General features: G+C 44.1%; 14 protein-coding genes. 7 read left to right on the top strand and 7 right to left on the bottom strand.

Annotated features, from left to right (window positions below; genetic code table 11):
- Positions 1–18 precede the first annotated feature (18 nt).
- From fliD to ACK8OT_RS00300, 7 genes are read left to right on the top strand one after another with little or no spacing between them, the layout of a single operon-like run.
- Positions 19–1,401: a flagellar filament capping protein FliD gene (gene fliD / locus ACK8OT_RS00270; RefSeq protein ID WP_410194507.1), complete on the top strand. Its 1,383-nt coding sequence runs from the start codon at positions 19–21 to the stop codon at positions 1,399–1,401.
- Positions 1,402–1,421: 20 nt separating this feature from the next.
- Positions 1,422–1,850, top strand: a complete 429-nt coding sequence (fliS, locus tag ACK8OT_RS00275; protein WP_410194508.1) for a flagellar export chaperone FliS — start codon at positions 1,422–1,424, stop codon at positions 1,848–1,850.
- A complete protein-coding gene (fliT, locus tag ACK8OT_RS00280; protein ID WP_410194509.1) occupies positions 1,847–2,161 on the top strand; it encodes a flagellar protein FliT in 315 nt (104 codons plus the stop codon). Before fliS ends, fliT begins: the two co-directional genes overlap by 4 nt.
- Before the next feature lie 4 nt (positions 2,162–2,165).
- On the top strand, positions 2,166–4,262 hold the full coding sequence (locus ACK8OT_RS00285; RefSeq protein ID WP_410194510.1) for a motility associated factor glycosyltransferase family protein: 2,097 nt from the start codon (positions 2,166–2,168) through the stop codon (positions 4,260–4,262).
- Positions 4,255–5,571, top strand: a complete 1,317-nt coding sequence (locus tag ACK8OT_RS00290; protein ID WP_410194511.1) for an FAD-dependent oxidoreductase — start codon at positions 4,255–4,257, stop codon at positions 5,569–5,571. The genes ACK8OT_RS00285 and ACK8OT_RS00290 overlap by 8 nt, the downstream gene beginning before the upstream one ends.
- Positions 5,568–6,287, top strand: coding sequence for a class I SAM-dependent methyltransferase (locus ACK8OT_RS00295; protein ID WP_410194512.1), 720 nt, complete (start codon positions 5,568–5,570; stop codon positions 6,285–6,287). Before ACK8OT_RS00290 ends, ACK8OT_RS00295 begins: the two co-directional genes overlap by 4 nt.
- Entirely contained in the window at positions 6,287–7,225 is a 939-nt protein-coding gene (locus ACK8OT_RS00300; RefSeq protein WP_410194513.1) for a hypothetical protein, read from the top strand. Before ACK8OT_RS00295 ends, ACK8OT_RS00300 begins: the two co-directional genes overlap by 1 nt.
- Here the strand turns inward: ACK8OT_RS00300 and ACK8OT_RS00305 are convergent.
- From ACK8OT_RS00305 to ACK8OT_RS00335, 7 genes are read right to left on the bottom strand one after another with little or no spacing between them, the layout of a single operon-like run.
- On the bottom strand, positions 7,208–7,465 hold the full coding sequence (locus tag ACK8OT_RS00305) for a hypothetical protein (RefSeq protein WP_410194514.1): 258 nt from the start codon (positions 7,463–7,465) through the stop codon (positions 7,208–7,210). The two genes, ACK8OT_RS00300 and ACK8OT_RS00305, sit on opposite strands and share 18 nt — an antisense overlap.
- Positions 7,447–8,721: a motility associated factor glycosyltransferase family protein gene (locus ACK8OT_RS00310; RefSeq protein WP_410194515.1), complete on the bottom strand. Its 1,275-nt coding sequence runs from the start codon at positions 8,719–8,721 to the stop codon at positions 7,447–7,449. Before ACK8OT_RS00310 ends, ACK8OT_RS00305 begins: the two co-directional genes overlap by 19 nt.
- A 1-nt stretch (position 8,722) precedes the next feature.
- Positions 8,723–9,790 (bottom strand): hypothetical protein, encoded by a 1,068-nt coding sequence (locus ACK8OT_RS00315; protein WP_410194516.1) that lies wholly within the window; start codon positions 9,788–9,790, stop codon positions 8,723–8,725.
- Positions 9,784–10,881 (bottom strand): pseudaminic acid synthase, encoded by a 1,098-nt coding sequence (gene pseI / locus ACK8OT_RS00320; protein ID WP_410194517.1) that lies wholly within the window; start codon positions 10,879–10,881, stop codon positions 9,784–9,786. Before pseI ends, ACK8OT_RS00315 begins: the two co-directional genes overlap by 7 nt.
- The gene (pseG, locus tag ACK8OT_RS00325; RefSeq protein ID WP_410194518.1) at positions 10,874–12,370 is read right to left on the bottom strand and encodes a UDP-2,4-diacetamido-2,4,6-trideoxy-beta-L-altropyranose hydrolase; all 1,497 of its coding nucleotides are present in this window, start codon (positions 12,368–12,370) and stop codon (positions 10,874–10,876) included. Before pseG ends, pseI begins: the two co-directional genes overlap by 8 nt.
- Positions 12,370–13,644 carry an aminotransferase class III-fold pyridoxal phosphate-dependent enzyme gene (locus ACK8OT_RS00330; protein WP_410194519.1) on the bottom strand — a complete coding sequence of 425 codons (1,275 nt, stop codon included), beginning with the start codon at positions 13,642–13,644 and terminating at the stop codon, positions 12,370–12,372. The genes pseG and ACK8OT_RS00330 overlap by 1 nt, the downstream gene beginning before the upstream one ends.
- Positions 13,632–14,369, bottom strand: a complete 738-nt coding sequence (locus tag ACK8OT_RS00335) for a cytidylyltransferase domain-containing protein (protein ID WP_410194520.1) — start codon at positions 14,367–14,369, stop codon at positions 13,632–13,634. The genes ACK8OT_RS00330 and ACK8OT_RS00335 overlap by 13 nt, the downstream gene beginning before the upstream one ends.
- Positions 14,370–14,376: the final 7 nt, after the last annotated feature.

Below are 14,376 nucleotides of genomic sequence, written 5' to 3' on the forward strand. Positions count from 1 at the left end.
CAGGTTTGGAGGTTGTAAATGGCAACGTTGGCAGGTATTGGGTCAGGTCTTGACCTTGAAAGCATTATTTCGACGTTTGTCAAAGCCGAGCGGGGGACTCGCGAAGCTTCGATTAATGAGCGTGAGTTAAATGCAACCGAAGAACTATCTGGTGTAGGCACACTTAAAGCTGCGCTATCCAAGTTTCAAGATGTCTTGGCAAAATTATCTGATCCCAATACCTTTTATCAAAACAAGTCTACATATTCCTACTTAGGAACAACTGGCGATAGCAGTGATATTTTAACTGCGACAACAGACGGTGTGGTAACGGGTGGAACGTTTGAAGTGGAAGTGCTAAAGCTGGCTCAAGGTTCAAGGCTTGACTCGTCCCCAGGCGCTTTTACTGCATCCACTGATACGGTCGGAGCGGGCAAACTTATCTTCGGAGCTGGTACAAATGGTTTCGAGGTGACAGTTGAAGCCACAGATACTCTTGAAGATATTCAAAAGAAAATCAATGATGCGAGCGATAATTTTGGTGTTAAAGCCAATATTATTAATTCAGATGCAGGCCCCATCCTTACCTATACATCAAGTGTTACCGGCTCCACTAACCAACTCTCGGTTACTAATGACAATGCCAGTTTAGATGCTATCTCTACTGGGATGACAGCAGCTAAAACCGCAACGGATGCCGAAATTAAAATTGACGGGCAAACAGTGACGTCATCGACTAATTCGTTTTCCAGTGCTATCTCGGGGATTGCTCTAGAAGTCAATAATTTGACTCAAGCCGGTGAAAAGCTGACATTGAACGTAGGTGTTGATACAGAAAGTGTTAATGACCTGATTAACGACTTCATTGATGGTTATAACAGTTTGCAAAGTACCCTAGGTGCGCTATCTGATCCCGTTAGTGGTCCTCTTGCATTTGATTCTAGTATCCGAAGCTATGAAATGCAGTTGAGGTCGATAGCGGGCTCCCCTGTCAGTGGTACCTCTGGTGCTCTCTCCATGCTTTACGACGCGGGTATTACCATGAATGCCGATGGAGAATTAGAAGTTTCTAGCATCATGAAAAATGGACAGCCAAGCGGCGCTCAGCGGTTAGAAGACGCTATTTCAAATAATTTGTCAGATCTTGGCGCATTATTTGCAGGAGATGATGGCATCGCTAAGCAACTGAGTGATTTTACAGCAACCTACTTAGAGACTGGTGGTGTGGTGGAAGAGCGTGAGGCGGCCTTGAAAAGCTCGTTGACTCGCGTACAAGAAGATAGGGATAAGCTGGGTCGTTATATTGAGTCTTACGAAGCTACTCTGAGACAAAAATATACCGCTTTGGATGTCACTATTGCCCAATATAATGCCACAAGTGCCTACATTGAAAGTGTGTTGAAGCCTGTGGAGAAGAAATAGAGGTATAGGAGTAAATCATAATGCGAGCTAATCTTAAAAAGTATCATAATACTAATCACCAGTCTTCGTTGCTTGCAGCCGATCCGCACCGCGTTATTCAAATGCTCATGCAAGGGCTAGTTGATTCTTTAGCTGTCGCCAAGGGGTGTTTGTTAAGGAAAGATTTTGAAGGAAAATCGAAATCCCTCAATAAAGCAATAGGCATCATTGTTGGTCTACAAGATGGTATCGACATGAAGCAAAGCCCTGAGATCGGTGAAAACTTTTATCAACTATACGATTATATGATTAGACGCCTTGGTGAGGCTTCTGCCGATCAAACGGGTGAACAAATTGATGAGGTTGTTTCATTGATCGTCCCCATTAAAGAGGCTTGGGAAGGTATTTCTGAAGCGGATAAAGCCAGAGCTGAACAAATGCGCGCAGCACAAAACTCAACAGCCTTATGATCGAGGAATTAACCCAACGAATTGATGATCTGAGCGAGCAAGCCAATCAACTTATCCATGAGGATAATATCGAAGAGCTCAATCAAGTTTTGTCGCAACGTCAAAACTTGATTGAACGGCTCTGGAATAGCGCCTCACAATCTGATAAAACATCTGAAATTAAAGAATTTCTATTATCCATCCAGGCCCGAGATGCTGAGCAGCTAAGCCAAGTTTCTGAAAGAAAAAGAGCATTAAAACAACAGGAGCAAGCAAGGAAGCTAGCCAGTGCCAAGGTGTCAAAATACATAGCGATAAACAAATTTAGGTAAAGCCATGGTTGAATCGTGTAATGACTCTTTCACTGATGTGAGCCCTTCGATTGAAGAAAGGATCGCAAAAATCCCTTACATCGCCAAAGACTATCAACGTGTCTTTGCTGAAAACATCGCTGCTTTTAAAGACTACATCCCAGACATAGCTGAAGCATTTAGAGACTATCAACCTGCTCAATTTGAACTAGTGGCGACGGATTTTAGTGTAGATCTTGCCATAATGGGGACTGATACTCTGGTATTTGGTGGTGATGCCTTTCGTACTAGTTTGATGGATTTTGAGTATTACAAGCAATCACCGAAAGCAACAAACTTTGTGGTTAAACAATCTGATGGTGAAAATCGTCAAAATTTCATTCATCTAACTTATTTAGATGAGCTGGCAAAACTAGAGAAAGTATCCTCTAAACACCAAAGCGCACGTTCTTTTTTTCCTGATTCCCTTGGAATGCTGATTTGTTTCGGCTTAGGAACAGGCTTTTATCTTGAACGTCTATTGTCTGAGCACGATGTAAATCGTATTTATGTTTACGAACCTAATCATGATTTCTTTTATGCTTCGCTGCATTTGATAGATTGGCGTAGCATGCTTGAACATATTGACCAGCGCGGAGGATCTATTCATCTTTGTCTTGGTGCTAATGAAGACGCGTTTTTTGCTGATTTAGGAGATCAATTATTCCGTAAAGGTCGCTATGATATTTCTAAAAGCTTCATTTATGAGCATTATCAAGATCCCGTTATTCAAAAAGCGTTGACCCTATTTGAACAAAAGTCTTATGAATTAGCCTACGGTTTCGGCTTTTTTGATGATGCGTTAATGGCTGTTGCTCATCACTATCACAATCTCGACACATCTAGTGCAATAGAAAATAAACTCCCCCTTAAGGAAAATGCAGATGTTCCTGTCTTTATCTGTGGTAATGGTCCATCTTTAGATAAAAATATTGCCTTGATCAAGCAATATCAACATCAAGTGCTTGTAGTGAGTTGTGGTACCACAATCGATACATTATTGCGTAATGGTATATTACCTGACTTTCATGTTGAGCAAGAAAGAACCCGCCCAGTTCATGACCGCTTGTTATCGGTTGATAAAGAGATTCTCAAAAAAATTCCTTTTTTGTCTATTAACACGATTAGCCCTGAGGTATTCAAGCTATTTGAGCGGAGAATGTTTGCGCTTAAAGCGGATGAACCTTCTACTTTATTAACGCGAGAGCTGGGTGAAGTTGGGATGAAGATCAAGCGAGTCGCTTATTGTAATCCAACGGTTGCTAACTGTGCTCTGACGCTAATAGAAGCATTAGGCTTTAGAGAATTTTACTTTATTGGAACTGATTTAGGGTTTCCATCAGGGCAACACCACAGTAAAGACAGTGTCTATTATGATGACAGAGGTGATGATCGCGCCTTGTTTGACATTAAAGGTCAAGACACGATTGAATTAGAAGGCAACTTTGGCGGTACAGTACGAAGCAGCAGTGCGTTTGGTTATTCAGCTCAATCAATAACTGCCTTCATCTCACGGGCTCCACATATTCGCTGTTTTAACCTGAGTGATGGAGCTTTGATTAAGGGCGCTCAGCCATTAGAGCCACATCAGCTCACAATAAGCTCTCCATCGCTTGATAAATCTGAACTTGTAGACCGCTGCTTTACACATTACAGCTTGGATTGCCGTCATGTAAGTGATTTGTTTCTTGAAAAGCTAGAGAGTCTGGATTTTGAGCATTTTATTAACGAACTTATTGCTATTACAAATGAGCCTGTGACTGATCGTTTTTCTGCAATCCAAAACTTGTATAAACAATATGCCTACCTTGAAGGGGGGGGAGTAAAAGAAAGCTTGTACCTACGTGACATGATCCGAGGCAGCATATTGTACACGCACACTATTTTGAGCCGTATGTTACAAAGCACTGAGGATACCGATATTGCTTTATCCTATCATCAGCAGGGGCTTGAAATTGTTCGCCGCTATTTAGAGGGGATGAAAGAAAAATATCAGCATTCGTTATTGGTCCCAGATGAAACTGTGATGGCTAAAGAGTGGGAAAGCCAAACCACATTTAACATGAGTACTAAAGATGAATAATCACATTTTAGTTGTTGGTGCAGGCATTGTCGGTTTAACCGCTGCTTATGCTTTGGTCAAACGCGGCCATCAGGTGACATTAGTTGATAACGATGAGCACCCTGGCGGACTTTTGAGAAGCATCCCTTCAGAGTTTGGTCACTTTGATTATGGAACCCATGTCGCTTGCCATACTGGAGAGCCATCTCTTGATGCGTTTTTATTTGATGACTTAGGCATTGAAATGCATACATTTGATGTCGGGCATTCCAGCAGCTTTTATCAAAAAATGAGCTCAGTGAGCCCATTTTTAAACATTAATAATGCCTCATCTTTACAACATTCAGATTATGCTGGTTCATTATTGGCAGTAACGGACCAGGATGAACCAGCGAATTTGAAGGAAAAGTATCAACAGCACTATGGCTCTGTGATTTACGAAAAGGTGTTAAGTGGTGTCGTCAAAAAGTATTTTGGCGCTGATGCAAGTGTATTAAGCGCTGGCTGCTTTCCGTTTTTTGATTTAAATCGTATCATCGCGTTCGATGCCCCAACGTCAAGTTACTTAAAACAGCTTCCTCTTTATAACGATAAACTTGGCTTTCATGGCGCCAGTCGAGGGGCGATGAAGTGTTACCCGAAAAGCGGGGGGATTGGTGCTTGGTATCAAGCCTTATTGCACAAGGCGATTGATGCCGGGGTTAGCTTTATTCCCGGATGCTCAATAAAGGATGTTGAAACCAAAGAAAATCGCTTTTGCAGCGTGGATACTTCCCACGGCCGCTTTAACATCGATGCTTTATTTTGGGCGGTTCCTAGCCCCATTTTGTCACGTTATGTGGCCGTATCCCAAAGTGTAAGCAAGCCAGAGTATCGACCAACAGCATTGTACCATTTTGCGTTTGATAAACCGCTGCACAGTGAATCTTATTATATTAACGTGCCCGATCCCGACATGATCGCTGGTCGTCTAACCCTTTATCAAAATCTCTGCCCTGATTCGACCGATAGCTTTAAAGTTACGGTGGAAGCGTTAAATGGTGCTGATTTTGATTTTTCTGCTGCAACATCGAAGGTATTAGATGAGTTGCTTAAGATGGGTCTGATAGATGAGCATCATCGGTGTTTGTATCAAACCTGTCAGCCGATCAAACAAGGTTTTCCTGTCATTACGGCGCAGACTCAACAGCAAATGGCACTGTTTAATGACGCGATTTTAAAAGACTATGCGAATTTAAGCTTGTTGGGACGAGGTAATTGTAAAGGCTTCTTTATGGCTGACTTATTACAAAAAGCCTATCAGAGCGCCAATGAAGTGAGAGGGTTATGAGTAGTTATTTCCAAGCTTACGGGGAGCGTGCATTTTCCCTTGATAATCATACCCAAATTGCTGGGCGTTATGGGATCCAACAAGATGCTGAAAAAAATATCGTTAAAGATATTGTTGCCAAACTCGATTTAAACGCGTGTGATCATCTACTTGAAATTGGTTGCGGTACGGGGAACTTGCTCATTCCGCTTTCTTTTTCCGTTTCTAGTTGCGTTGGCATTGATCATCAAGATTGTTTGAAAAAGTTTAGTCAGCGATCAACCATCGACAATATACACTTGTTGCCGGGTGATTTTTTAACTTTGCCCAATAGCGAACTTGGCAGCTTTAACAAGGTGGTTATTTACAGCGTGCTGCACTGTTTACCAGATGATGCGGCTGTGATTGAGTTCATTGATAAAGCATTTGAGCTGTTAGCGCCAGGTGGAATGATGTTACTAGGGGATATACCGAACACAGATACCAAACAGCGCTTTCTCGCTAGTCAAGAAGGGCAACTTTTTTCTCAACAATGGGCGCAGCAAGTTGAGCGCGCAACCATTGCTGAAGTACCTTTTGAAGCGGGTCTACCTAGCTGTGAGTTTAACGATGATAAAATCCTAGCTTTAGTTCAAGGGATCCGTACAAAAGGGGCTCAAGCTTACCTGATGGCTCAGCCCTGTGAATTGCCTTTTGGTCACACTCGGGAAGATATCTTGATTAGGAAATATTCCTGATGACGGGTCTTTGGCGAGCCCAGCCAGTCGCGATTAAAGGTGGCAAAACTTTGCCGCCCAATTGTATTTTTGCCAGTGGCCGTCAGGCGTTACAGCATGGTATGCAGCGCCTTGGACTATCGAGGGTTAATCGCGTTGCTTACCCTGAATACAGCTCGGCGTGTGTCGTTTCTTGCATTGCGCGTGTCGCCAGTCCCATTCCTTTTACCGATGTTATGCGTTTTGGAATTAAAGTGGATACGGTGATCATCTATGAACAATGGGGCTGGCCGTATACGAATGACGTGATTGAGCAAGTACTCGAATTGTGCCAATGTCAGATCATTTTGGATTGCGTGGATTCGCCTGACGCGATCAAGCGCTATGGCCAGTGGCTCAACCAGCCGGAGCATCATCAAGTTCAGTTGGTTATCAGTTTGTCTAAATGCCTAGGACTAAAAGCTGGTGGACTGCTCTACGCGGCTACCGGTTGGCAAAACAGCGTTATTGCTCGAGAGCCCGCTATTGTCTATGAAGCGGATCCAGCTAAGTGTGCCGATATTAACAAGACCTATAGTAACAATGTAGAGCTGATTAGCCCTTTCCTTGATTGTGATATTGAGGCGATGCTAAGTGCAGAAGCCCAAGCGCGTCAAGACAGGCTATTATGGCTAGCTAATTTAGGCGTTGCTGATGACTGGCCGACATGGATGCATGCGGTCATTGAACAAGGTAAAGGCGCGCCAGGTATTGCCCCTTTGTATGCCAATGCTAGCGACAGTAAACGCCTTGAATTACAAGCCAAATTGGCTGACATGGGCATTGAAACCGCGATCTACAATTTTAATTTCTCTGGCCATCCGCTAAAAACGGACTATCGCCCCTGTTTGGCGCTGCCTATTCACAGTGAATTACCGATGGGGTCAGCGCTGGCACAGTTATTACTTAGTATTAAATAGCGGTTTAATTTCATACTCTAAGATATCAGCCAAGAACAGATTATCTCGGCGGCTTTGTGCCGCCAACATGGGTGGCAATATTTGATTTAAGTGAGATGCTTGGTTGGCCTCAAGTTGATCGTGTTGAGTAGTCAATATCTCCAGCAACTGGCCATAGCGTTGGTTAGCTCTCGCTTCATGGCCAAGTCGAAAGTGTTGGCATACTTCATCGATTAACTGTTCTAGTGTGGTGGGTTCCATAAAACGGCTCCATCTATTTTCGCACTCTGTGGGCTCGCACTGTAAAAGGTGACTGTGGGGTGTTGCTCTATATAATCTTCTAAATCACGCAAGTAACCTCTAAGGTTAGGCAGCGTCGTGATCTTTTGATCCCGCCAATCGAGGACACTGTGACTGCTGGCTGCATTGACATCGGGAATGGCGAAATTTGATGGCCAAAAAGCGTGGGTTTTATCTTTGGGGTAGCCAAAATCGGCGCCAAACAAGACAAGCTCTTTTATCCCCATTTTGACGGCAAGATCGATGGCGGGATGGATCACGCTGCCACCGGAATACAGTCTTAGTCGAGGTTGTGCTTTATCAACCTCATCATACAGACTACTCGTAGAATAAGCTTGTAGTCGAGGGCCTTGCCATTGGCTCAGGGTACCGATAGACATCCTAGGAAAATACACTAAGCTAACATCTTGATATTTATTAAAATCAATATTTTCAAAACAAACTTCTGGCTTGGGATCAACCGTAATCACTATGTCTGGCATTATCTGCTGCTGGTCAAGGGCCCGTAGCGAGGCATCAACGGCAATGATCAAGTCGCCAGCCTGCCGCGCTCGTATTTGTTCATAGCTTTGTTCTAGGGTTGGCCCGGTGGCGATGATATAAGCACGCTTTGCTTTGGTTGTCAGTAGTTCCGTTGCGTCTAAATCTTGCGATAATGCGTGTTGGGTAGCGATGATATGCTGCTTGGCTTGTGCATTGTTTTTGTGACTGGCCTCTATGTAGCTATTATCCAAAGCCAGATATAGCTTATCTCTAAGTCTTGAGCATGCGCTTTCAGCAAGAACTAACTCGGCAGGCATGGCAATAAATGGTGAGTGCACATGGCGATAGTCCCCAGCAAAAGTGAGTGAAACCCGTGGATCATCCAACCAAGTTAAATCGGCTAAATCACTCAGTGCCAGCTTAAAAATAGCAAAGTTTAATATATAGACTGTCACCGATTGAATTTGAGGCCGAGTCAGCAGGGCGGCGATGGCATCACCGAGCGCAATGCCGTAAACATGCACGTCAGAGCAAGTTAGGGGGATAGTATCGGCTTGAAGCCTTGCTTCTGCTTGGCGGTTATAACAACTGGTTAACTGGATATCATTTATGACGTATGTGGGCTCTGGCTCGTGGATAACCATGGGCGTCAGAGCGGGTGAAGATATGATGGGCTGATATAGTTTTGGCCAACGCTTGGCAATAATAGCCAGTGACTTTGTTAGTTTATTCATGCTAATGGTCCTTCATTATCGCAAGCGAAAAAATGTGCTTGAGCTGATAGTCAGTAGCAAAACTGGATTTAAAATCGCCAATGCTGCGCTCTTTCGGCGTAGGGGGTGGCGATTCACCTGCGAAACAACGTTGCCCTAATAAGTAGCAACTCATTCCTCGCTGCTTTAAGAAGTCCATGGCCAGCTGTTGTGCTCCATGGGCGATAGGCAATTTAAATAAACTGCGATCATAAGCGGCGAATGCGTATGTCGAAAAGCCGTGACCATAGATAAACTGCGCAGCACCAATTAATGAATCAAGCTCATCATAGGCAAAAATGGCGAATGAGACGCCTTGGTTAATCAACTGACGCTGACTTTCCCAGCTTTCCTTTGAGCGAGTCACCTTGCCTGCTGCGTTAAGGTGAAGAGCGGCAAATTTATCACGCTGGGTTTCACTCATGTGAGTGACATATTCATATCGCCATAGGTTTAAAGCCTTTTTTATATCCGCCAAAGCACCCTTAGTGATGTGCTTTTTATATTGGTTAGGCGACATGGTTAAATCAACCAAGCTTTCATACTGGCTATCAAGTGAAGCGCCATGGCTCATCCATGTCAGTGCCCAATTGGGGTCACTATCAAAATAGGACAATTGGCAGGCTTGTACTTGCTTTATATGACATCCATGGGCAATTTCAATGAGCCAAGTGATACAACGCTTGATGATTTTTTTACGCGAGGAGAGCGATAGATGGCTTGATAGAAACAGCGGGCATAACAGGGGACCTGAATTACTCTGCAGCTGCCAGCCATTGTATGTCAAAACCAGATTTACTGGCCAAATGGCGATCACTTGTTGTTGTTGAGTGAGCACTATAGGTAAAAAAATGGCTTCATTGGCATAAGACAAATTATATTGATGGTAATACTGAGTGACAGGCCATAAATAATCAACCGGCATCGAGGGTATGGGGGCTGTGACTGATTGCCATTGCTCAGCTGACGCGAGCTGAAGAGCCAAATTGGAATCATGGCCAGACAATTGTGACCAAATTGCGATGAGCTGTTCTGAGTTAAGCTTTAACATGAGGGAGCTGGATTGGTTAAAATAATATCATCAAGGGATAAAGGCTGCGCTGCGCTAATATGGCATTTGGCGGTTGCGCCAATCACATCATGGTAATATTTAGGTGCAAGGCCATGACCGGGACGAATGCGTTTTATATTTTCAGGGGTGAGAGCTTCACCTTTTGCTATGTCTTTTACGGCATAGATAGAGCGACGAAATTGTAGGTTGGCTTGCTCTGCGGGTTTGCGATCGTAATTGACGCTTCCTTTGGCTAGATGCACCTGTTCAATAAGCTGGCATAGGGTCGTTAGCTCAGCCGGCTCTAAGGAAAAAGCAGCATCTGGTCCGCCGTCATCACGATGATGGGTAAAATGCTTTTCTATCATTGCCGCCCCTAACGCGCTGGCCGCAAGTGCTGCGCCATGGCTTAGACTATGGTCGCTCAGTCCTGAATGACATCCAAAGCGTAGCTGAAGATCTTTCAGGGTCATTACATTAGATTGCTCAACCGGCGTAGGGTAGCCACTGACACAATGTAATAAGCAGTAGGCCTGATGCCCAATGCCCGCCAAAAATTGTTGCAACTCGGTAATTTCTTCTAAAGTCGCCAGTCCAGTAGATATGATCAGTGGCTTTTTGGTTTTGGCTGCATATTCAATCAAGGGGAAGTCTAAGGCTTCAAACGATGCGATTTTATAAGCTGGCGCATCTAATGACTCAAGCATATCGACAGCACTTTCATCAAAAGGGGAGCTAAAAAGGGTTATGCCCACTTGTTTTGCTTTGGCAAAGAGAGCTGGGTGCCAATCCCATGGGGTGTGCGCTTGTTGGTATAACTCGTATAAAGTATTTCCCTGCCAAGGTCCTGCGGTGATTGTAAAATCTGATTTGTTGCTGTTAAGTGTCATTGTGTCGGCAGTATAAGATTGAATTTTTACGGCATCTGCGCCGGCTTCTTTAGCCCGTTCAATCAATTGCAATGCCCGCTCTAAGCTACCATTGTGATTGGCCGAAATTTCTGCAATCACATACGGTTTTAAGCCATTCCCTATGGCTCGCCCTTGAATGGTTATAGGAGCGATTGATGGCGTAGGATCAGAGTTAAACATGCTTATCAGCTCCATTGTATTGATAGATCCGTGATGAGGTTTGAGTGAATCCAGCACGGGTAAATAATCGGATAGAGGCTTGGTTGTTAGGGGATATTTCTGCAATCATGGTAACGTTGTGCTTGGTTTGTAAGGCCGCCAGGGCTTTTGACGCTACGCCAAGTCCGTGAAAATCAAGGGCCACAAGAATGGATACTTCCCATTGGCTTGGTTGTGCTGTGGCACTCAATCTAATGACTCCACAAGCTTGGCGATTCCATTCGATAATATAGTTATTATCTTGATTTTCAAGCATGTTCTTAAACCAAGCTTGATGCTCTTCCCAACTTGGCGCTCGGGGAGTTCTGGCAAACTGTCGTATTTCTGGGACTTGCTGCCATTGGTAAACTACTTCCATGTCGGCGCTACAAAAAGGACGCAGCGATACTAAACCTGGGGCACTTTGCTTTAGCATCATTATCGCTAATCGCTGGGTTCCCTTACCATCCACGAGTTCAAAGCCGTGTTGGCTCATCATCAATCGCTCGGGACTATTGGCCACTTGTTGGATCTGAGATGTAAGAGCTTGAGCCGTGATACCTGCATCGGCGATGTAGCACAATCCATATTGCATTAGCGCTTTACTCAAGTAGCGTTGGTTGTCGGCAACAACAAAACAAATGCTGGGTAACCCTAAGCAGGCTCGCTCCCAGCTGCTGGTGCCACATGCTCCAATAGCAAAGTCAGCCTGAAGCATATACTCAGCCATCTCTTCTACCTCACTTAGGAGAGAGATATTGCGCAATTTTTGACTGGTGATTAGTTGGTCAACTTGTTGGTAATGGGGTGCGTGGCGTGACAGAATGACTGTCACTTTAGGGAACAAGGAAGCAGGCAGTTGATTCAAACTAGCAAGCACTTTAAGTGTCAACTGCAACGGATCTGTGGCGCCTATGGAAACAAGTAAATGCCGACTAGTGAGGGATTTACGTTTTTGTTTAGCGCTGGCGACCCGCTGTAAAAATTGCTCCCTAAGTAGGGCGTAGTTGATGCCTACTGCGAAGTCACAGCCTTTTACCGAAGAGGTATAGTCTTGTTGTTGTCGACCTAAGCTTTGGTCTAGTAGCAAATCTGCATATGCAATAGGGCGGCATAAGTCATCAATAACCAATAATTTACAATTGATTGCAGGTAATTCAGAACCAAGAGCTGCTTGCCATATAGAGCCAAGTTGATAGTTATCTAAAATCACCCATATGGGGGTGATTCTTTTTATTAGCGCGAGCGTGTTTAGCGCATCCTGCCTTTCGTCAAGTTGATCACCTTCTTGGATTAAGTGTACAGTGAAGCCAGCATTACTTAGCATGTTAGTATCAAAGCTATCGCTTTGCTTGCAGTAGAAATGAGATTCAATTTGATACTTAGCTAGCTGCTTAGCAAGCGTTAAGCACCGCATGAGATGACCAAAGCCAATCTCGTTACTTGCATCGACTCGGAACAAACAATTCATTATCTCACCTTAAACACAGGCTCAATCGCTTGCCCTCTGAGCGCCTTATCTAAGGTTTGGTTTTTAAGGTGAGTTTCAATGAAAGGAATCACCTCTTGGTAGGCAGAAATTAATGCATCAATGTGCTCTTCTTGATGAGCGAAACTTAAATTATGTGTCCCTAAGGTTAAGATTCCTCTTTGATACATTTCTTGCAAGAAAACACTTTTAATTAATTGATGGGGGTCGTTTTGAACACTAAGGATCGTCCAGCTTGGGTGCCCTCCCAAGAAAAAATGCTCGCTTTGGGCGAGGATAGGGGCAAGTCCGTTTTGTAGCCGTGAACCTAACTGGTTGAGCTTATCAGGGACATCAAGTCGCTGCATTTTATCAATGCAGGCTTTCGCTGCGGCCAGTGATAATGCTTCGCCGCCAAAGGTGCCTGAGAAAAAAATATCTTCCATGAGCGACATGATTTCTTTTTTTCCGACAATTGCTGAAATAGGATGGCCATTGGCCATGCCTTTTCCTAAGGTGGTGAGATCGGGAGTGACGTCAAACAGGTGCTGAGCGCCGCGTAAATCAAAACGAAATCCGGTAATTATCTCATCAAACACCAGTACACATTGGTATTTTTCACACAGTTTTTTTACCCCTTGTAGGTAGCCAGCCTCCGGTGTCTTGATATTCATCGGCTCCATGATCACGGCGGCAAACTCATACTGACTTAATAGCGTTTCTAATGCGCTAAGATCATTGTATGGAAAGGGATGGGTAAGTGCTATGGTGGATTGTGGGACCCCTGCATTTCGGCTGGTGGCACCGATATACCAATCTTGCCAGCCATGATAACCGCAAACGGCGATGTGTTCTTTTCCTGTATAAGCTCTAGCCAGCCTAATCGCTGCAGCGGTAACATCGCTGCCATTCTTACCAAACCGCACCATTTCTGCACAAGGGATAAGTTCTACTAAGCGCGTGGCAACTTCATATTCAAGCCGATGCGGAAGAGAAAAACTGACGCCTTGTTTTATTTGTGCTACTACCGCTTCATCTACATCAGGATCTTGATAGCCTAAGCTAACGCAAAGTAGACCATTGATAAAATCAAGGTATTTGTTGTTGTCAACGTCCCAAACATGGCAATCTTTACCTCGCTCTAAAAATAATGGGCTGACGCCATAGGGTAGACTCAGTTTGCTTTTACTGAAAGTTTGCGAAGCCAACGGAATGATTTGTTTTACCTTTTGATACAAGGTATGACTTGCTTGGTATTTAGGATCTATTTGTAACATGATGGCAAAGTCTCATTTCGGGTATATTGCCTGTTGGCGCGACTGGCCTTTGGATTAGCTTGCAGCCAGTCAATAATATCTTGATAGTGGTATTCTTTTTTGTGTTTAACCATATCTAAAAAAATCTGCTCTACAAGCTCAAAATCAGCTAGATTGTCCACTGTTACTCTAAACTCTGAAGTGTCGGGGCATGTGGTCACATTGGATTTCGCTAGGTTATTGTGCTTTGCTAAGTATAATGTGACATGTTCACGCATTTCTGGCTCATGTGCCAATTGATAGGCTTGCTCTAAGGCCGCAAATGTCATCACTTCAACATCAAAACCATCGGCAAATGTGGCGGGATGGCAATTCGAGCTATAGTCGCTATGGTTAGAAAGGTGACTGTCTATTACTTGGTCGATGATTTGCGCATCGGCAAGGGGGCAGTCACCCGTTAGCCTAACAATATGGCTCGCTTGATGCTGTTTGGCACAGTGATAAAATCGAGAGAGTACATCATTTAAGCTACCCTGAAACGATTCGATGTGTAAAGCGCTTGCTAGTGTAACTAGAGGCTTATCGCTGTCTTCATTGCTGGTGGCCAAAACCAGTTTATCAATACGTTTGCTTTGTTTGATGCGCGCAATTTGATGGCTCAACATCGGCTGGCCTAAAATGGGCCTTAGCACCTTGTTGGGTAACCGCGCTGAAGAAACTCTTGCCTGTAAAATTGCTAGGATCATACCTGCC

It is taken from the genome of Motilimonas thetidivivens (assembly GCF_046452435.1).
Taxonomy (GTDB): domain Bacteria; phylum Pseudomonadota; class Gammaproteobacteria; order Enterobacterales; family CBDFNC01; genus Motilimonas.

Coding starts and splice junctions, on each gene's coding strand:
- fliD (WP_410194507.1), top strand. CDS start 19: ATGGCAACGTTGGCAGGTATTGGGTCAGGTCTTGACCTTGAAAGCATT.
- fliS (WP_410194508.1), top strand. CDS start 1,422: ATGCGAGCTAATCTTAAAAAGTATCATAATACTAATCACCAGTCTTCG.
- fliT (WP_410194509.1), top strand. CDS start 1,847: ATGATCGAGGAATTAACCCAACGAATTGATGATCTGAGCGAGCAAGCC.
- ACK8OT_RS00285 (WP_410194510.1), top strand. CDS start 2,166: ATGGTTGAATCGTGTAATGACTCTTTCACTGATGTGAGCCCTTCGATT.
- ACK8OT_RS00290 (WP_410194511.1), top strand. CDS start 4,255: ATGAATAATCACATTTTAGTTGTTGGTGCAGGCATTGTCGGTTTAACC.
- ACK8OT_RS00295 (WP_410194512.1), top strand. CDS start 5,568: ATGAGTAGTTATTTCCAAGCTTACGGGGAGCGTGCATTTTCCCTTGAT.
- ACK8OT_RS00300 (WP_410194513.1), top strand. CDS start 6,287: ATGACGGGTCTTTGGCGAGCCCAGCCAGTCGCGATTAAAGGTGGCAAA.
- ACK8OT_RS00305 (WP_410194514.1), bottom strand. CDS start 7,465: ATGGAACCCACCACACTAGAACAGTTAATCGATGAAGTATGCCAACAC.
- ACK8OT_RS00310 (WP_410194515.1), bottom strand. CDS start 8,721: ATGAATAAACTAACAAAGTCACTGGCTATTATTGCCAAGCGTTGGCCA.
- ACK8OT_RS00315 (WP_410194516.1), bottom strand. CDS start 9,790: ATGTTAAAGCTTAACTCAGAACAGCTCATCGCAATTTGGTCACAATTG.
- pseI (WP_410194517.1), bottom strand. CDS start 10,881: ATGTTTAACTCTGATCCTACGCCATCAATCGCTCCTATAACCATTCAA.
- pseG (WP_410194518.1), bottom strand. CDS start 12,370: ATGAATTGTTTGTTCCGAGTCGATGCAAGTAACGAGATTGGCTTTGGT.
- ACK8OT_RS00330 (WP_410194519.1), bottom strand. CDS start 13,644: ATGTTACAAATAGATCCTAAATACCAAGCAAGTCATACCTTGTATCAA.
- ACK8OT_RS00335 (WP_410194520.1), bottom strand. CDS start 14,369: ATGATCCTAGCAATTTTACAGGCAAGAGTTTCTTCAGCGCGGTTACCC.